Below are 16,735 nucleotides of genomic sequence, written 5' to 3'. Positions count from 1 at the left end.
CGGTCACCCCTTCACGCAGACGACCTGCCGCAGGTGGGCCACGACCTCGACGAGATCGGCCTGCGCGTCGATCACCTGCTCGATGTCCTTGTAGGCGCCGGGGATCTCGTCGATCACGCCGGCGTCCTTGCGTGATTCGACGCCGGACGTCTGCCGCACGAGGTCGTCGACGGTGAACCGCTTCTTTGCCTTGGTGCGGCTCATCGTCCGTCCCGCCCCGTGCGACGCCGAATTGAACGACAACTCGGAGCCCAGGCCCCGCACCACGTAGGACCCGGTGCCCATCGACCCGGGGATGAGGCCGAGATCACCCCGGCCCGCCCGGATGGCGCCCTTACGCGTGACGAGCATCGGCTCGCCGTCGACGATCTCCTCCGACACATAGTTGTGGTGGCAGGAGATCGGCTCGTCGAAGCGCACCGTCCTGCCGGGCAGGGACTGCCGGAAGGCCTGCATCACCAACGTGAGCATGACGGCGCGGTTGCGGGCGGCGTACTCCTGCGCCCACGTCAGGTCGTGGCGGTACGCGTCCATCTCCGTGCTGCCCACGAGGAACACCGCGAGATCGCGATCGACGAGCCGCTGGTTGTGCGGCAGGGCCCGCGCCACCGCGATGTGCCGCTCCGCCAGTTCCTTGCCGATGTTGCGTGACCCGGAGTGCAGCATCAGCCAGACCTCGTCGGCGTCCGACAGGCACACCTCGATGAAGTGGTTGCCGCCGCCGAGTGTGCCGATCTGCTTCATCGCCCGCGATTCCCGGGACTGCACACCGGAATGCAGTTCGCCGAACTCCTGCCAGAAGCGGTGCCACCCCTTCGTCACTCCCCCGGCATCAGCACCCAGGGCGCCGACGTTCACCGAATGCTCGTGCATCGCGAACCCGACGGGCACCGCCCGCTCGATGTGCGACCTCATCGACCGCAGGCTGTCGGGCAGGTCGCCCGCGGTCACATCGGTGCGGACCGCCGTCATCCCGCAGCCGATGTCGACGCCGACCGCCGCGGGGGCGACCGCCTCCCGCATCGCGATGACGGAACCGACCGTCGCGCCCTTGCCCACATGGACGTCGGGCATGACGCGCACCCCGTGCACCCACGGCAGGTCGGCCATGTTCCGCAGCTGCTGCAACGCAGCCTGCTCGATGGTCTGCTCCTCGGCCCACATCAATGTCGGCGCGGTGGTGCCTTCCAGCCTCACGGGGAACATGGGACTTCAGTCCTTCGGTAGCGGATCACCCGGGAATTTTCGGCCGGCTCAGTTCATTGTCCGTCGCACCGGAGAGCGGCAACAACCGATTTTCCGGGTGCGCACACGAAAAAGAAGAGGCCGTCTCCGATTTCGGAAACGGCCTCTTCTTTCGGTGGTCCCGGCTGGGATCGAACCAGCGACCTCCCCGGTGTGAACGGGACGCTCTTCCACTGAGCCACGGGACCGAGACGCGCAAACACTCGCGCTCGAACGAGTTGGAACATTAACAGACCGAGCGGCCGAACGAAAATCACCCCGATGGGATTCGGGTGGGATGCGCGCCGAACCCTGCCCGCGGCACGCCCGCGACCCCGTCCCGTTCACGCCCAGTTCACCGTCTGATGCCTTGACCTGCAGATTTGTAACTATCGCGGATGGTCCGCTAATGTTCTCAACCGCACCACGGAGAACATTCTCCACGAGTTACACGGTGCATGCGGACGTGGCGCAGCTGGTAGCGCACAACCTTGCCAAGGTTGGGGTCGCGGGTTCGAATCCCGTCGTCCGCTCGAGAGGTTGGACTCAACCTTCACGGTGGAGTGGCCGAGTGGTGAGGCAACGGCCTGCAAAGCCGTGCACACGGGTTCGATTCCCGTCTCCACCTCGCGCGATTAGCTCAGCGGGAGAGCGCTTCCCTGACACGGAAGAGGTCACTGGTTCAATCCCAGTATCGCGCACCGAGATAGATGCTCGACTGATAGATGTTTGACTTGCTCGACAGTGTCGGCCCCGGAAGGGGCCTTCACGAATGCGGACGTGGCGCAGCTGGTAGCGCACAACCTTGCCAAGGTTGGGGTCGCGGGTTCGAATCCCGTCGTCCGCTCTCTTTATTCCGTCCCGCGCGATTAGCTCAGCGGGAGAGCGCTTCCCTGACACGGAAGAGGTCACTGGTTCAATCCCAGTATCGCGCACCATTTCGCGTTCAATCGAAGAGTTCACGATGTGCGGCCCCGGTCATCGACCGGGGCCGCACGTCGTTGCGCGTCAGGCGGGCAGGAGCCGGTTGGCGCCGGAGATCATCGCGCGCAGAGTCGATTCCGTGTGGGACTCACCGATCCCCATCGCCCAGAGCCGGGTGCCCGCGCTCTCGCAGAGCAGGAAGGTAGCGGTGCGGTGCCCGATCTCGTGCTGATGGAAGGACAGGATCTCCATCGCGCACCCCGCGTCGTACAGCATCGAGGTCATGGCGGCCACGGGGCCGGGCGCGCTCGCACCGGTCTTGCAGATCGATTCGCCGATGCCGAGGGTGGCTTCGAAATCCCACATTCCGGGTCCGGTCTTCGTTTCCGACCAGCTACCCAGGCGGAACGGGCCGTTGGACGGCGCGTAGACGGTGTCGAACGCGTTCCAGGTCATCCCGGCAGCCTCGGTGCGGAGTTCCGACGGCAGAGACTTGCCGTGGCGCGCGGCGAACGGATCGGCGGCCGGCGTGGACGAGGGAAAGGTCGAAGCGAAAGAAGGGTTGGCGCTCATTCTCGTGGTCTTCCTGAAAGAAGGGAGGACCAACGCGTAGCTCAACGACCCGCAGCGAGGGGTCGGTCCGTGTCAGACCCCGCTACGGCGGAGAACTACGAGGATGCGCTGCATGGAGGACACTGTAAGCGACAACCGTCCGCCGAGACAACCCCGGTGCATGCGGTAGTGCCGGCGACGGCCGGGTGACGAAATCGTTACCCCTGCTTCTGGAACGTGAGGAATTCCTCATGTATCGTCGAACTTGCCATCCACCCCCCCGATGGCAATGAGCCCCAGCCATGACCCCCCATCCAAGGCTGGGGCTCAGTCTTGTTCCGGGCACCTCACCGACCGTCGCCTTCGGACATATCGCCCGCCGATCCGCGGGCACCGCCTCCCTGACACTTGACCTGTACCAGTGCGCGGCACTGGTATCCCGGTGGGGCGCCTGCTCCTCACGCCCGCGCCCGCCCCGGACCGGGACCGCGACGAGCATTCCGAGTGGGCCCCGAATTACGACTGACGGCAGATGTTCTACTTAGGTCATGCCGACTTGGGGATGGTTCGTGATCGCGGTGGGACACGTCTACGTCGCGGTTCTGGTCTCGTCGCGGTCCTGCCGCGGCGGCTCGCACACCCCGCCCGACCTGCATCCCGCATCGACGTGGCGGCAACTCGACGACGCCACCCGGGGCGAAGTGACGTGCCTCCTGGACCGGGGCCGGACCACCGAGGCGATCAAGCTTCTCGTCGCGCGGGACGGAATCGGCGCGCGGCACGCGAAAGCCACGGTCGAGTACGGCCGCACCGTTGCGGCGATCGGTCTGCTGCGGGACAGTACGGGGATGACGGTTCGGGAAGCGAAGGACGCGGTGGATCAGCTGTGACTGTCGAAATCGACCCGGCGGGAATCTGGGATTCCGAAGCGATCGCCGACGTCGCCGCGGCGACGTTCCCCCTCGCGTGCCCGCCCGGGGCGACGCAGGACGACATCGCCACGTTCATCGACGACGTGCTGTCCGCCGAACGGTTCTCCGAGTACCTCACCGACCCCGACCGCACCGTTCTCAAGGTCACGCACGGCGGGGCGATCGTCGGCTACGCGATGCTGATCGACGGGGAACCCGCCGACCCGGACGTCGGCCGGGTCGTGACCCTGCGGCCGACCACCGAGATCAGCAAGCTGTACGTGCTGCCCGGCAATCACGGGACCGGTGTCGCGTCCGCCCTGATGGATGCGATCGTCGAACGCGCGGTCGCGGCCGGGTGTGCCGGGTTGTGGCTGGGCGTGAACCAGGAGAACGTGCGCGCCCAGCGCTTCTACGCGAAGCACGGATTCACGCAGGTCGGAACGAAGACGTTCCTCGTCGGCACCCAGCTGCACCACGATTTCGTGATGCAGCGGGCGCTGTAGCGAGCCGGGTCAACTCGCCGCGACCTCGAAACGCGAGAGCGCCAGCAGGCGCGACGTGGCACGCAGGTACTTCTTCCGGTACCCGCCGGCCAGCATCTCGGGGGTGAAGATCGCGTCGAGCTTGGCCCCCGCCACGGTGACCGGGATGCTCGCGTCGTAGAGGCGGTCGGCGAGGACCACCAGCCGCAGCGCGACCGACTGGTCCTCCGCGGGGTGGACCCCGTCCAGGAACACGGCCGGGATGCCCTCGACCAGCTTGTTGTAGCGGGACGGGTGCAGCGTGCTGAGGTGCTTGCACAGCGCGTCGAAGTCGTCGAGGGTGGCGCCGGGGATGCTGTCGGCACGCTCGGCGAGCTCCTCCGAGGAGATCGGGTCCGGGGCGGGCGGCAGGTCGCGGTGTCGGTAGTCGGGTCCGTCGACGCGGATCGTCTCGAAGATGGAGCCGAGCTTCTTGATCTCGCGGAGGAAGTCCTGCGCGGCGAACCGGCCCTCACCGAGCTGGCCGGGCAGCGTGTTCGACGTCGCCACGATGGACACGCCGCGTGCCGACAACTCCGACAGCAGGCGGGAGACCAGCATGGTGTCGCCCGGGTCGTCGAGTTCGAATTCGTCGATGCAGAGGACGCTGTGGTCGGACAGCTGCTCGACGGCCTTGTTGAAGCCGAGGGCGCCGACGACGTGCGTCAGCTCCACGAACGTGCCGAACGCCTTGGGCGACGGGACGCTGTGGAAGATCGAGGCCAGGAGGTGGGTCTTGCCGACGCCGAAGCCGCCGTCGAGGTAGAGACCGGCCCCGGTGGCCGGCGTCTTCTTCCCGAACAGACCGCGTCGACCGCCGCTGCGGATCTTCACGACCTTCTTCGCGAACTCCTCCGCCTTCTGGACCGCGACGGCCTGGCTGGGTTCTGCGGGATCGGGAATGTACGACGCGAAGCTCACCTCGTCGAACATGGCCGGGGGCACCATCTGAGCTACCAACTGATCAGCGGGGACCACGGGGCTGCGATCGACAAGACGTGCATGCATACAAGCAGGGTATCCACGTGCTGTGATCACCAACATGCACCGTGTACATATTGCGACATTTTTCACACCGGACCGTCCGCCCGCCCGGGAGGAGTCCAGCGAATCGACCGCGAACGCGTTGCGTGAGTTGTACGCCTATCCGCCGGGGACGCCGCGGCCGTGGATCCGCGTCAACTTCGTGAGCAGCATCGACGGCGCCGTCTCCGTCGACGGGGTCAGCGGGGCGCTCGGCACCCCCGCGGACGCACTGGTCTTCGCGACGCTGCGGGAACTGGCCGACGTCGTGCTGGTCGGGGCCGGAACCGTGCGGGCGGAGAACTACGGCGGGGTGCGCATCGGCGCCGAGGGACGGCGGCGGCGGGTGGCAGCGGGGATGCCGGAGGTCCCGCCGATCGCCGTCGTGTCCGCCCGCGCCCACCTCGACCCGCGGGCCCGCCTGTTCACGGACACCGAGGTGGCCCCGATCGTCGTCACGTGCGCCGACGCCGACCCGGTCAGGATCCGTGCCCTCGCCGACGCGGGCGCCCGGATCGTCACGGCCGGCGACGGGCAGATCACCAGCGAAGGACTGCTCGCGGCGCTGGACGACGTCGGTCACCGGCGGGTGCTCTGTGAGGGCGGCCCGAGCCTGTTCGGGCAGCTGATCGCGGACGACGCCGTCGACGAGGTCTGCCTGACCACGGCGCCGGTGCTCGCCGGCGGAGCCGCCGGTCGTGTCGCCACCGCACCGAGTGCCCGGATCACCGCGATGACTCCCGCGCACATCCTCACCGACACCGACGGCACCGTCCTCACCCGATGGGTGCGGCTGCCCCGCCCGTAGGGGAACCTGGCAGGGTGGTCGCCATGCGCAGATCGGTGTTGCTCGCAATGGTTCTCGTGGTGTGCACCGCGTGCGGAGCCGGACCGTCCAACCGCCCGCACGTGGCGGTGGAGCGCGAGGGCGGCGGCAGCGAACCCACCGCGACCGAGACCGAGAACCCCGACGCCGCCCCGCCCGTGTTGCAGACCCCGAAGAGCGACCTGGCATGGACCGACTGCACGCAGAGCACTCTCGGCGCCCTCGGCCCGGGCACGACACCCCCGGCCGGGCTCATCTTCGAATGCGGCTCCTACGAGGCGGCCGTCGACGAGAGCGGCACCCTACCCGGGACCTTCACGATGGGCGCGATGCGGGCGCGGCTCGCGGACACCCCCGAGAACGCGGCCCCGCTCGTGCTCACATCGGGATCGGACCGGTCGTCGACCGCGACGCTCGCAGCGCTGAGCACCGGCGGCCTGACGTCGCTGCTGTCGACGCGTCCGGTGGTCGCAGTGGACCGCCGCGGGATCGCCGCCTCGCAGGAGATCGAGTGCCTCACCCCGGAGCTCCGCAGCAGCCTGGCGAATCTCGGGCAGTTCGACCCGGGGACGGGTGACCAGGTCGACAAGGTGACCGCGCTGGGCCGCGACGCCACCATCGCGTGTACCGACTACCTGCAGCCGCAGGAACTCGCGTTCGACAGCACCCATGCCGCCGACGACATCGAGGAACTGCGCCGCACCTGGGACGTCGACGCGCTCGGCATCCTCGCCACCGGCAACGGCAGCGCCGTCGCGCTCAGCTACGCCGCCAAGTACCCCGGCCGGGTCGGCCGGCTCGTCCTCGACTCCCCCGCCGTCACCACCGTGGACGCCGCGACCGTCACGGAGCAGCAGGTGGCGGGTCAGGAGGCGGCGTTCGACGCGTTCGCCCGCCAGTGCACCGCCCTGAACTGCTCCCTCGGCGCCGATCCCCGCGCGGCGGTGACGGACGCCGTCACCCGCGCCGCGAACGGGCAGATCCCGCAGGTGTCCGCGAACGCCCTCCTCACCGCGGTGTCCGGGTCGCTCGCGGCGGCGGGCGGCGACCAGCAGGGCCGCGTCCGCGCCCTGTCGGATGCGGTCTCCGCCGCCCTCGCCGGGAACACGGCGCCGATCCTCGCGGCGGTCGCGCAGGCCGAGGCCGCCTACGAGAGCGACGGCCAGTTCATCACCCGCTGCACGGACGGCCAGCAGTGGCCCGCCCCGGACCGGGTCCGCGAACTGCAGAAGCTGTGGGGCGAACGATTCCCGCTGTTCGGCCCGAACGCCGCCGTCGGCCTGCTCACCTGCACGTCCTGGCCCGCGACCGCGCCCCCCGCCCTGCCCGGCGAGCTGACGCTGCCGGTCCTGGTGCTCAGCGGCACTGCCGACCCGGTCGTCGGGAACGCCGGGGTGGGGACGGTGACGGGGGCCGTGTCGAGCGCGGGCGCCGCGACGGCGACGCTGACGTGGCACGGCAGCGGCCACCCCGCCACCCATTCGGACTGCGCGCAGAAGTCGATCGTCACCTACGTCACGGACGGGAAGCTGCCGCCGGACGGCAGCGCCTGCCCCGCCTAGCGGAGGTGTTCCGCCCGACACCCACAGGGGGTGCGTGACCGCACGTCAGGGCATCGGTGTACCGTGCCGTGGTGTTCCTTCGACAACTCGAACCGCGCACCGGGCGGACTGCCAACGAGGTAATCAACTTCGCGCTGTGGCCGATCGCCGTCATGACCGTGCTGCATCGAGTGGTCGTCAAGGCGGTCAACGGGTACATCACCGACGACTTCCGGCCGGTCTACAACGCTGCGCTGGCCTTCCTGAACGGGCGACCCGTCTACACCGCCAACTTCAACTGGGTCGACCCGCACTACCTGTATCCGCCGTCCGGAACACTGCTGATGGCGCCGATCGCGGTGATCGACCCCGAGAAGTCCCGCTGGCTGTTCATCATCGCCAACGCGATCGCCATCGTGATCGCCCTGTACCTGCTGCTGCGGCTGTTCGGCCTGGGACTGAACTCGATCGCGGCCCCGATCCTGCTGCTCGCCACGTTCTCGTCCGAGACCGTCACCAACACCCTGGTCTTCACCAACATCAACGGCCTCGTCCTGCTCGGCGAGATCGCGTTCCTGGTGTTGCTCATGAAGCGCAGGGACATGTGGTCCGGTGTCGCCATCGGGTTGACGTTCGCGGTCAAACCGATCCTCGCCCCACTCCTGCTGCTGCCACTGGTGCGCGGACAGTGGAAGGTGTTCGTCACCGCGATCGGCATCCCCCTGATCCTCACCGCCGTCGCGTGGCCGCTGTCCACGGATCCGATGGACTTCGTGCACCACACGGTGCCGTACCTGATGGAGTCGCGCGACTACTTCAACAGCGCGATCGTCGGCAACGGCAAGTACTACGGCCTGCCCACCGGCATGATCTGGGCGCTGCGCGGCGTCTTCGCCGCCATCGTGTTCTCGTCGCTGTGGCTGCTCCACCGCTTCTACCGCCACGACGAACTGTTCTTCGTCGCCACCACGTCCGGTGTTCTGCTGACCGCGTCGTGGCTGCTCGGCTCGCTGGGCCAGATGTACTACTCGATGATGCTGTTCCCGCTCCTGATGTCGGTGGTGCTGAAGAATTCGGTGATGCGGAACTGGCCTGCCTGGCTGGCCGTGTACGGCTTCATGAGCTACGACAGCTGGCTGTCGAGCCGGTTCGTCGAGGCCGGCCGGACCGCCGAGTACATGAAGACCACGCTGGGGTGGAGTCTGATGCTCCTCGTCATCTTCGGTGTGCTCACCGTCCGCTACGTCACGGCGCGACGCGAAGGCCGCCTCGACCGGGGCATCGATCCGGCGTTCCTCCTCGAACCGGGCGAGAAGACCCCCGAGACTCCACGGGAGCCGGAACCGGACGAGCAGCCGCAGGTCGAGTCGGCCGCCGCCAAGACGTAGCCCGGTCACACGCCGGGCGTCACGGCCGGAATCGGCGAAACGTATTAGCGTGGAGCCATGAGTTCGCAGCAGCAGGATCCCACGCAGTCCGCCCCAAAGGTTGCTCTCTCCGACAGCGAGTGGCGCGAGAAACTGACTCCCGAGGAGTACGCGGTGCTGCGCCAGGCCGGCACCGAGCGACCCTTCGTCGGCGAGTACACCGACACGAAGACGGAAGGCGTCTACCACTGCCGGGCCTGTGGCGCCGAACTGTTCCGCAGCACCGAGAAGTTCGAATCCCACTGCGGGTGGCCGTCGTTCTTCGACCCGTCCGACTCGGACGCCGTCGTCCTCCGCGAGGACACCTCGCTGGGCATGCGCCGCGTCGAGGTGGTCTGCGCGACGTGCCACAGCCACCTCGGCCACGTCTTCGAGGGCGAGGGCTACCCCACCCCCACCGATCAGCGGTACTGCATCAATTCGATCTCGCTGGTTCTGGAACCCGCCGGCGAATGATCGCGGGCGGATCGAACGCCCGGATCGGCGGCAGCTCGCCGTCGTAGCGTTCGATCTGCACGAGCACGTGCTGGCCCGTGCAGCCGTGGGCGAGTGATGACGTCCCCACGTCCGGGGTCAGCACGTTCGGGTTCCCGTGCACGCAGAGCGAATCCGGGTCGGTCGCGTCGAGCGGGTCGTACCAGGCCCCCGTCGACAGCTGCACCACCCCGCGGCGGACACCCTCGTCCATCACCACCCCGGCGAGGCAGGCGCCGCGGTCGTTGAACACCCGGACGACGTCGCCGCCGGTCAGTCCGCGGTCGGCGGCGTCGCCGGGATGGATGCGCAGCGGTTCGCGGCCCCGGATCTTCGACTGCTGGCTGGTGCCGCCGTGATCGAGTTGGCTGTGCAGACGGGTGCGTGGCTGGTTGGCGATCAGATGCAGCGGGAACTGCCGGGCCCGCGCGCCGCCGAGCCATTCCTCCGGCTCGTACCAACGGGGGTGCCCGGCGCAGTCGTCGTAGCCGAATCCGTCGATGTCCTCGGAGAAGATCTCGATCCGCCCGCTCGGGGTACCGAGCGGGAACTTCACCGGATCCGCCCGGAAGTCGCCGAACAGGATCAGGTCGTCCTCGGTCCGCATCCGCACGTGGCCCTGCGTCCAGAAGTCGTCGAAACTCGGCGCCGGTCCGCCGTCCGCGCGGACGAAGTCCCGCCACTGCCCGTACAGGTGCTCGAGCCACTGCCCCGACGTGCGGCCCTCGGTGAACTTCTCGCCGACGCCCAGCTTCCGGGCGACGGCGGCGAACGTGTCGTAGTCGTCCTGGGCGTCGGCGTACGGCGTCACCGCGGCGTGCATGGCGACGAGCAGCGGATCGTTGCGGGTGCAGCTGATGTCGGCCCGCTCGAGCGACGTGGTGGACGGGACGACGATGTCGGCGTGCCGGGCCATCGGCGTCCAGTAGGGGTCGTGGACCACGATCGTGTCGGGCCGGGCCAGTGCGCGGCGCAGACGCGGAATGTCCTGATGGTGGTGGAACGGGTTGCCGCCGGCCCAGTACAGCATCTTGATGTCCGGGTACGTCAGCCGCTGACCGTCGTAGTCGAACGGGGCGCCCGGGTTCAGGAGCATGTCCGAGATCGCGGCCACGGGGATGAAGTCGCGGACCGGGTTCAGACCCTGAGGAAGGGTGGGCAGCGGGTACGGGACCGGGGCGAGCCCGGGCTCGTTCATGGAACCGTAGCCGTGACCGAAACCTCCACCGGGAAGACCGATCTGGCCCAGCATCGCGGCGAGGGTGACCCCCATCCACGGGGCCTGCTCGCCGTGCCGGACCCGCTGCAGCGACCAGGTGACGGTCACCATCGTGCGGCCCGCCGCCATCCGCCGGGCGAGGGCCACCAGGTCCGGGGCGGCGATGCCGGAGATCTGCTCCGCCCAGGCCGGCGACTTCGGGACACCGTCGGAGCGTCCGAGGAGGTAGTCCTCGAAGCGGTCGTAGCCGACGCAGTGGCCGGCGAGGAACGCCGTGTCGTGCAGGCCCTCCGTCGCGAGAACGTACGCGAGGGCCAGCATGATCGCGACATCGGTGCCGGGCACCGGCGCATGCCGTTCGGCGACGCCGTGCATGTCGTCGCTCAACGGACTGAACGACACGACGGATCCGCCGCGCCGCCGCAGGGCGTCGAGGGCGTCGCGGGTGGGGTGGTCGCTGGTGCCGCCGTGATTGACGCCGGTGTTCTTGAGGGGGACGCCGCCGAAGCACACCATGACGTCGGTGTGCTCGGCGATGAGCCTCCAGGACGTGGAGCGGGCGAACATCTTCCAGTGCGTGCCCACCACCCGCGGCATGACGACGCCCGTCGCGCCCAGCGAATAGCTGTGCACCGAACGGGTGTAACCGCCGAGGGTGTTCAGGAACCGGTGGACCTGGCTCTGCGCGTGGTGGAACCGGCCCGCGCTGGCCCACCCGTACGAACCGCCGTAGATCGCGCTGTTGCCGTGGGTGTCGACCACCCTGCGCAGTTCGTTCGCCAGCCGCTGGGTCAGCTCTTCCCAGTCCACCGGCACGAACTCGTCGGAGCCGCGGGAAGTGCTCGGTCCCGGGCCGTTCTCGAGCCACCCGCGGCGCACCACCGGGCCGGTGATCCGGGCCTTGGTGCGGACCGACCCGGCGAGGTTGCCCAGCACCGGTGACGGGTCGGCGTCACCGGTGTACGGGTGCACGGCGACGACGTCGCCGTCGGCGACTTCGGCCTCGAACATGCCCCAGTGCGACATGTGCTGGTAGCGGGGCGCCCTGCGGGCCCCGTCGGCGTCACTCATCTCTCGGGTGTCAGATCACGGCAGAGCCGCGACGAGCTTCTCCACATCCACGCGCGGGCCGGTGAAGAACGGCACCTCCTCGCGGACGTGCAGCCGGGCCTCGGTCGCGCGCAGGTCGCGCATGAGGTCGACGATGCGGTACAGCTCGGGCGCCTCGAACGCGAGGATCCACTCGTAGTCGCCGAGCGCGAACGAGGGCACGGTGTTGGCGCGCACGTCCTTGTAGGTGCGGGCCGCCATGCCGTGGTCGGCGAGCATCTTCCGGCGCTCGTCGTCGGGCAGCAGGTACCACTCGTAGGAGCGGACGAACGGGTACACGCAGATGTAGTTGCCCGGATCCTCGCCCGCCAGGAACGCCGGGATGTGGCTCTTGTTGAACTCGGCCGGACGGTGGCACGCGACGTTGCTCCACACGGGCTTGCTCGCACGGCCCAGCGCGGTGGTGCGGCGGAAGTCGGCGTACGTGGCCTGCAGTGCCTCGATGCTCGCCGAGTGCGTCCAGATCATGAAGTCGGCGTCGGCGCGCAGCCCCGCCACGTCGTAGAGCCCGCGCACCACGACGCCCTTCTCGGCCTGACCTTCGAAGAAGATCCGCGCCTCCTTGATCACAGCTTCCCGGTCGTCCCCGAGTACGCCGGGTTCCACCTGGAACACCGAGAACATGAGGTAGCGGATTTCAGAGTTCAATGCGTCGAAGTCGAGGCGTGCCATGGGTCTATCGTGCCACTCGCCCGGAGAGCCGTGCAGCCGCCGTCGTCGCAGCGGCCACGCACGCGGGTACACCCACTCCCCGCAGGAGCGCCCCGGACACCTCGACACCGTCCAGACCTGCGACTTCCTGCTCGATCACCGCCACCCGCTCGAGGTGGCCGGGACCGTACTGTGGCAGTCCGCCGTGCCAGCGCTGGACGTGCGCGGCGACGGGCTCGGCGGACACCCCGGCGACGGTCGCGAGGTCGCGCCGGGCCGCGGCGATCAGCTCGTCGTCGGGTGCGTCGACGACGGCGGCGTCACCGAACCGTCCGAACGACGCCCGCACGAGGGTGACCTCCCGCTCGGCGAGGTGCGGCCACTTGCGGCTCGACAGGGTGAACGCCTTGGCGCCGAGCGGCGTGTCGGTGGCGACGAGGATCCCGGAGTTCTGCGGGACGTCGGTGCCGGCGGGCAGCGCCAGCGCGACGACGGCCGAGGAGGCCAGCGGGATGTCGGCGGCGGCCGCCGACGCGCGGGGTGCGATACCGGCGAGCAGTTCGGCGAGCTGCGGGGCGGGCACGGCGAGCACGACGCCGTCCACCCGGCCCACCGGGTCCGCCGACCAGCCGTCGCCGTCGCGGCCGAGCGCGCGTACTCGCTCGTGCACGATCTCTGCGCCCGCGGCGTCCGTGAGGGCGCGCAGCAGGACGCCGTAGCCGTCGCGCAGCGCCCCGAACACCGGTCCCGCGGCGGGTGGGGGAAGCGCCTCCGCCACGGCCGCGGACAGGCTCGTGGCACCGCGGTCGAGGGCGGCCGCGAGGGTGGGGAGCGCGGCGCGGACACCGATGGTGTCCGCCAGCCCCGAATAGACCCCTCCGAGAAGCGGATCCACCGACCGCCGGACCACCTGCGCGCCGAACCGGTCGCCGACCAGCGCACCGACGGCGAGATCGGAGCCCGGCGGCCAGTCGAGGGGCACCGCCCGCTCCCCCGCCACCCGCGCGAGGGTCCGGTCGTCGACGAGCCCGCGGAGGCTGTTCGCGTCGGCGGGTATCCCCATGAGGGTGTCCGCGGGCAGCGGGTGCAGAGCGTTCTCGGACCAGATGAGCGGACGCAGTCCCGCCGGATGCACGAGCTGGTCGGCGAGGCCGAGTTCGCCGAGCAGGGCCGGCAGTTCCGGGCGCCGCGCGATGAAGGCTTCCGCCCCGACGTCGACGGGTTCCCCGGCCAGATCCACCGTGCGCAGCTTGCCCCCGAGCCGCCCCGCGCCGTCGGCGACGACGATCCGGGCACCGGCGCCGAGGTGGTGCCGCAAGCGGTACGCGGCCACGAGCCCGGAGATGCCGCCGCCGACGACGAGTACGTTCGGCGACGACCCGGTCACAGCGAGTGCACCAACTCGACCAGCGCGGTCAGCGCGCCCGGGTCGGTGTCGGGCAGGACGCCGTGCCCGAGGTTGAAGATGTGCCCCGTGGCGCCTGCGGCGAGCGCGGCGTCGGCCTCCGCAGTGATGCGGCGCACCTGCTTCTCGACGGCCGCCGGTCCCGCGAACAGCACCGCGGGGTCGAGGTTGCCCTGCAGCGCCTTGCCCGGGCCGACCCGGCGCGCCGCGACGTCCAGGGGGATGCGCCAGTCGACACCGACCACGTCCGCGCCCGCCTCGCCCATCGCGCCGAGCAGTTCACCCGTTCCGACACCGAAGTGGATCCGCGGCACCTTCGCGCTCTCCACCTCGGCGAACACCCGCTCCGAGTGCGGCAGCACGAATTCGCGGTACTCGGCCAACGACAACGCACCCGCCCACGAGTCGAACAGCTGGATCGCGTCGACGCCGGCGCGCAACTGCGCCTGCAGGAACGTGATGGTGGTGTCGGCCAGGGTGCCGAGCAGCGCGTGCCACGTCTTCGGGTCGGAGTGCATCAGCGCTTTCGTGCGCTCGTGGTTGCGGCTCGGTCCGCCCTCGACCAGGTACGACGCGAGGGTGAACGGGGCGCCGGCGAAACCGATCAGCGGTGTCGACCCGAGTTCCGCGGTGAGCAGCTGCACGGCCTGCGCGACCGCGCCGACCTCCTCGGGCACGAGCCGGGGCAGGGCGGCGACGTCCGCGATCGAGCGGACCGGATTCGCGACGACGGGACCGGTGCCGGCCACGATGTCCAGATCGATGCCGGCCGCCTTGAGCGGCACCACGATGTCGGAGAACAGGATCGCGGCGTCGACCCCGTGCCTGCGCACGGGCTGCATGGTGATCTCGCAGACCAGTGCCGGATCGAAGCACGACTCGAGCATGCCGATCCCCGACCGGATCTCGCGGTACTCGGGAAGCGAGCGACCCGCCTGCCGCATGAACCACACGGGGCGCCGGCCGGGAGCGCGGCCTTCCGCGGCCGCCAGGAGGGGCGCGTCGGGGAGCACCCGCCTCGCGGCGTACGTCGCCCGTTCGCTCATGCCTGCATTGGTGCTTTCCAACCCGCTCATCGGTCCTCGCGCTCTCTGCCTGCTCGAATTTCGGCAGCTCTCATGCTGCCATGCCGCGGCTCCGCCGCCGATCGGCCCTGCTCGGCGCGCCTCCGACGAGATGCGTGGGTCCGGGTCTAACGTCCCGGGCTGTGACGACTTCGGGATCGCCCGCCGAACCGGCCGAGTTCCGCGCCGCCGTCGAAGCGATGAATTCCGCGCAGGTCCGCGCGGACATCGAGCTGGGTCCCATCCGGCCCCCGCAACGACTCGCGCCGTTCAGCTACGCCGTCGGCGCCGAGGTCGTGCACGAGGACACCGGGGTCGTCGCCGAGCAGAGCGAGGGTGACGCGTTCGGCAGATTGATCCTCCTGTTCGACCCCGAGGGCGACGAGGCCTGGAACGGCACGATGCGGCTCGTCGCCTACATCCAGGCCGACCTGGACGCGGCCGTGGCGTCCGACCCCCTGCTTCCCGAGGTGGCGTGGAGCTGGCTCGTCGACGCGCTGGAGTCGCGCCACGAACCCCTCAACGCGCTCGGCGGGACGGTGACCGCGACGACGTCGGTGCGGTACGGCGACATCGCCGGTCCCCCGCATGCGCATCAGCTGGAGCTGCGCGCGTCGTGGACGGCGACGTCGGTCGAGCTGGCCGCGCACGTCGAGGCGTTCTGCGAGGTGCTGGCGTACGCGGCCGGTCTGCCGCCCGCCGGGGTGGCGCAGTTGAAGACGCTCGGCGGCAAGTAGGTCAGGCCGATTCCGTGCCCGCCGCGGGCACGTCGGTGGTGGCGCTGCGCGACCATTCCAGGAACCGCCCGACCGCCTGCGTGACCGAGATGCTGCGGATCGAGGGGAACACGTCGAACGCGTGCTGCGCGCCCTTCAGTTCCGCGTAGACGACGGGGTTGTCGGACACCTGCCGGAGTTCGTCGACGAAGATCCGCGCCTCGGCGACGGGAATGAGCGAATCGCTCGTGCCGTGGATCACGAAGAACGGCGGTGCATCCGCCCGGAGGTGCGCGAGCGGCGACGCGGCCCGGTAGTCGTCGGGGAACGTGGCGTTCTTGCCGAGCACCATGGGCATCAGTCCGGAGTGCACACGCTGGAGGACGGCCTTGATTCCGGTGTCGCCGGCGAAGTCGTAGACGCCGTAGTAGGGCACACACGCCTGGACCGCCGTGTCGACGTCCTCGAATCCGGGCTGCAGCCGGCTGTCGTTCGCGGTGAGACCGACCATGGCGGCGAGGTGGCCGCCCGCGGAACCTCCGGTGACGGCGATGAAGTCGGGGTTGCCGCCGTACTCGTCGACGTGCTCCCGGAGCCAGGCCAGGGCGCGCTTGATCGCGATCAGGTGTTCCGGCCATGTCGCCTTCGGCGACAGCGGGTAGTTGACGGCCGCGCACACCCACCCGCGCGAGGCCATCTCGAGCATCAGCGGCAGACCCTGCTGGTCCTTGTTCCCGATCACCCAGCCGCCGCCGTGGATCTGGAGGAGGACCGGGCTCTTCGACGGCAGATCCTGCCGGTGGTAGATGTCGAGGCGGGCCCGGCGCCCGCCCGGCCCGTACGCGAGGTTGCGGACCCGGGTGACGGCCTTGTTCCGCATCCAGAACGGGTTGAGGAGTTGCCGCCACACCGGTCGCCCGGGACGGTCGATGGCGTGGTCGCGGTCGGTGTAGTTCTCCCCGAGCGTCTCGACGAGCGCGGATTCGGCTTCGGCTCCGGCGCCCCGGCCGGTCGCGATGACGGCGGCGAGCCCGGCGGCGGAGGCGACGGCCAGCGCGAGGCCGACGCGGTCGCTGCGGGTCCGCGTTCCGTGACGGGCGGTGTGCTGGGCGGCGTCGGCGGCGGTCACGGCGAGGAGGTGGGG

General features: G+C 69.7%; 15 protein-coding genes and 6 tRNA genes. 12 read left to right on the top strand and 9 right to left on the bottom strand.

Going from position 1 to position 16,735, the window contains the following annotated elements; translation table 11 throughout:
* Nucleotides 1–3: 3 nt before the first annotated feature.
* Together ACFU5V_RS11030 and ACFU5V_RS11025 are read right to left on the bottom strand one after the other, a co-directional pair.
* A complete protein-coding gene (locus ACFU5V_RS11030) occupies nt 4–1,206 on the bottom strand; it encodes an RtcB family protein (RefSeq protein ID WP_378699128.1) in 1,203 nt (400 codons plus the stop codon).
* Nucleotides 1,207–1,361: 155 nt separating this feature from the next.
* A tRNA-Val gene (locus tag ACFU5V_RS11025) sits at nt 1,362–1,433 on the bottom strand.
* Nucleotides 1,434–1,684: 251 nt separating this feature from the next.
* On the opposite strand from ACFU5V_RS11025, the gene ACFU5V_RS11020 reads away from it, so the two are divergent.
* The 5 genes from ACFU5V_RS11020 (at nt 1,685) to ACFU5V_RS11000 (ending at nt 2,162) form a co-directional block, all read left to right on the top strand.
* Nucleotides 1,685–1,757, top strand: a tRNA-Gly gene (locus ACFU5V_RS11020).
* Nucleotides 1,758–1,781: 24 nt separating this feature from the next.
* Nucleotides 1,782–1,852: transfer RNA gene (locus tag ACFU5V_RS11015), tRNA-Cys, on the top strand.
* Between the two features lies 1 nt (nt 1,853).
* Nucleotides 1,854–1,925: transfer RNA gene (locus ACFU5V_RS11010), tRNA-Val, on the top strand.
* Between the two features lie 73 nt (nt 1,926–1,998).
* Nucleotides 1,999–2,071: transfer RNA gene (locus ACFU5V_RS11005), tRNA-Gly, on the top strand.
* A 16-nt stretch (nt 2,072–2,087) separates the two neighbouring features.
* Nucleotides 2,088–2,162 (top strand) — tRNA-Val (locus tag ACFU5V_RS11000).
* A 70-nt stretch (nt 2,163–2,232) separates the two neighbouring features.
* Here the strand turns inward: ACFU5V_RS11000 and ACFU5V_RS10995 are convergent.
* Complete coding sequence (locus ACFU5V_RS10995; protein WP_378699126.1) at nt 2,233–2,721, bottom strand: 2-isopropylmalate synthase; 489 nt, start codon at nt 2,719–2,721, stop codon at nt 2,233–2,235.
* Between the two features lie 527 nt (nt 2,722–3,248).
* Here ACFU5V_RS10995 and ACFU5V_RS10990 point away from each other — a divergent pair.
* Both ACFU5V_RS10990 and ACFU5V_RS10985 read left to right on the top strand, forming a co-directional pair.
* Nucleotides 3,249–3,590, top strand: a complete 342-nt coding sequence (locus ACFU5V_RS10990) for a hypothetical protein (protein ID WP_378437848.1) — start codon at nt 3,249–3,251, stop codon at nt 3,588–3,590.
* On the top strand, nt 3,587–4,117 hold the full coding sequence (locus ACFU5V_RS10985) for a GNAT family N-acetyltransferase (protein ID WP_378699124.1): 531 nt from the start codon (nt 3,587–3,589) through the stop codon (nt 4,115–4,117). Before ACFU5V_RS10990 ends, ACFU5V_RS10985 begins: the two co-directional genes overlap by 4 nt.
* Nucleotides 4,118–4,126: 9 nt before the next feature.
* Here the strand turns inward: ACFU5V_RS10985 and zapE are convergent, their stop codons facing one another.
* Entirely contained in the window at nt 4,127–5,143 is a 1,017-nt protein-coding gene (gene zapE, locus ACFU5V_RS10980; protein WP_378437844.1) for a cell division protein ZapE, read from the bottom strand.
* A gap of 34 nt (nt 5,144–5,177) precedes the next feature.
* On the opposite strand from zapE, the gene ACFU5V_RS10975 reads away from it, so the two are divergent.
* Genes ACFU5V_RS10975 through msrB form a run of 4 tightly spaced genes read left to right on the top strand, consistent with a single transcriptional unit; the run spans nt 5,178 to nt 9,408 of the window.
* Nucleotides 5,178–5,966: a pyrimidine reductase family protein gene (locus ACFU5V_RS10975; RefSeq protein ID WP_378437854.1), complete on the top strand. Its 789-nt coding sequence runs from the start codon at nt 5,178–5,180 to the stop codon at nt 5,964–5,966.
* 23 nt (nt 5,967–5,989) lie between these two features.
* Complete coding sequence (locus ACFU5V_RS10970; RefSeq protein ID WP_378699121.1) at nt 5,990–7,546, top strand: alpha/beta hydrolase; 1,557 nt, start codon at nt 5,990–5,992, stop codon at nt 7,544–7,546.
* Between the two features lie 56 nt (nt 7,547–7,602).
* The gene (locus ACFU5V_RS10965) at nt 7,603–8,913 is read left to right on the top strand and encodes a glycosyltransferase family 87 protein (RefSeq protein ID WP_378699119.1); all 1,311 of its coding nucleotides are present in this window, start codon (nt 7,603–7,605) and stop codon (nt 8,911–8,913) included.
* 57 nt (nt 8,914–8,970) lie between these two features.
* Complete coding sequence (gene msrB / locus ACFU5V_RS10960; RefSeq protein ID WP_378437838.1) at nt 8,971–9,408, top strand: peptide-methionine (R)-S-oxide reductase MsrB; 438 nt, start codon at nt 8,971–8,973, stop codon at nt 9,406–9,408.
* On the opposite strand, the gene ACFU5V_RS10955 is transcribed toward msrB, so the two are convergent.
* The 4 genes from ACFU5V_RS10955 to hemE are packed head-to-tail and all read right to left on the bottom strand — an operon-like array spanning nt 9,368 to nt 14,857.
* Nucleotides 9,368–11,716 (bottom strand): molybdopterin-dependent oxidoreductase, encoded by a 2,349-nt coding sequence (locus tag ACFU5V_RS10955; protein WP_378699117.1) that lies wholly within the window; start codon nt 11,714–11,716, stop codon nt 9,368–9,370. The genes msrB and ACFU5V_RS10955 overlap by 41 nt on opposite strands.
* A 15-nt stretch (nt 11,717–11,731) precedes the next feature.
* The gene (gene hemQ, locus ACFU5V_RS10950) at nt 11,732–12,427 is read right to left on the bottom strand and encodes a hydrogen peroxide-dependent heme synthase (protein WP_378437834.1); all 696 of its coding nucleotides are present in this window, start codon (nt 12,425–12,427) and stop codon (nt 11,732–11,734) included.
* A gap of 4 nt (nt 12,428–12,431) precedes the next feature.
* Entirely contained in the window at nt 12,432–13,793 is a 1,362-nt protein-coding gene (locus ACFU5V_RS10945; protein WP_378699115.1) for a protoporphyrinogen oxidase, read from the bottom strand.
* Nucleotides 13,790–14,857, bottom strand: a complete 1,068-nt coding sequence (gene hemE / locus ACFU5V_RS10940; protein ID WP_378437852.1) for a uroporphyrinogen decarboxylase — start codon at nt 14,855–14,857, stop codon at nt 13,790–13,792. Before hemE ends, ACFU5V_RS10945 begins: the two co-directional genes overlap by 4 nt.
* Before the next feature lie 161 nt (nt 14,858–15,018).
* Here hemE and ACFU5V_RS10935 point away from each other — a divergent pair, with 161 nt between their 5' ends.
* Nucleotides 15,019–15,612 carry a DUF3000 domain-containing protein gene (locus ACFU5V_RS10935; protein WP_072942294.1) on the top strand — a complete coding sequence of 198 codons (594 nt, stop codon included), beginning with the start codon at nt 15,019–15,021 and terminating at the stop codon, nt 15,610–15,612.
* A 1-nt stretch (nt 15,613) separates the two neighbouring features.
* On the opposite strand, the gene ACFU5V_RS10930 is transcribed toward ACFU5V_RS10935, so the two are convergent.
* A partial coding sequence (locus ACFU5V_RS10930) for an alpha/beta hydrolase fold domain-containing protein (protein ID WP_378699113.1) occupies nt 15,614–16,735 on the bottom strand: 1,122 nt, incomplete at its 5' end.

The organism is Rhodococcus sp. NPDC057529 (genome assembly GCF_042802055.1).
In the GTDB taxonomy this organism is placed as follows: Bacteria; Actinomycetota; Actinomycetes; order Mycobacteriales; family Mycobacteriaceae; genus Rhodococcus_F.
Note: the sequence above shows the minus strand (reverse complement) of the source record. Positions and strands in the feature narration are given on the sequence as shown.

Bases quoted from the DNA above. Each gene is read 5' to 3' on its own strand.
- ACFU5V_RS11030 (WP_378699128.1), bottom strand. From the start codon at position 1,206: ATGTTCCCCGTGAGGCTGGAAGGCACCACCGCGCCGACATTGATGTGG.
- ACFU5V_RS10995 (WP_378699126.1), bottom strand. From the start codon at position 2,721: ATGAGCGCCAACCCTTCTTTCGCTTCGACCTTTCCCTCGTCCACGCCG.
- ACFU5V_RS10990 (WP_378437848.1), top strand. From the start codon at position 3,249: ATGCCGACTTGGGGATGGTTCGTGATCGCGGTGGGACACGTCTACGTC.
- zapE (WP_378437844.1), bottom strand. From the start codon at position 5,143: ATGCATGCACGTCTTGTCGATCGCAGCCCCGTGGTCCCCGCTGATCAG.
- ACFU5V_RS10975 (WP_378437854.1), top strand. From the start codon at position 5,178: ATGCACCGTGTACATATTGCGACATTTTTCACACCGGACCGTCCGCCC.
- ACFU5V_RS10970 (WP_378699121.1), top strand. From the start codon at position 5,990: ATGCGCAGATCGGTGTTGCTCGCAATGGTTCTCGTGGTGTGCACCGCG.
- msrB (WP_378437838.1), top strand. From the start codon at position 8,971: ATGAGTTCGCAGCAGCAGGATCCCACGCAGTCCGCCCCAAAGGTTGCT.
- ACFU5V_RS10955 (WP_378699117.1), bottom strand. From the start codon at position 11,716: ATGAGTGACGCCGACGGGGCCCGCAGGGCGCCCCGCTACCAGCACATG.
- hemQ (WP_378437834.1), bottom strand. From the start codon at position 12,427: ATGGCACGCCTCGACTTCGACGCATTGAACTCTGAAATCCGCTACCTC.
- hemE (WP_378437852.1), bottom strand. From the start codon at position 14,857: ATGAGCGAACGGGCGACGTACGCCGCGAGGCGGGTGCTCCCCGACGCG.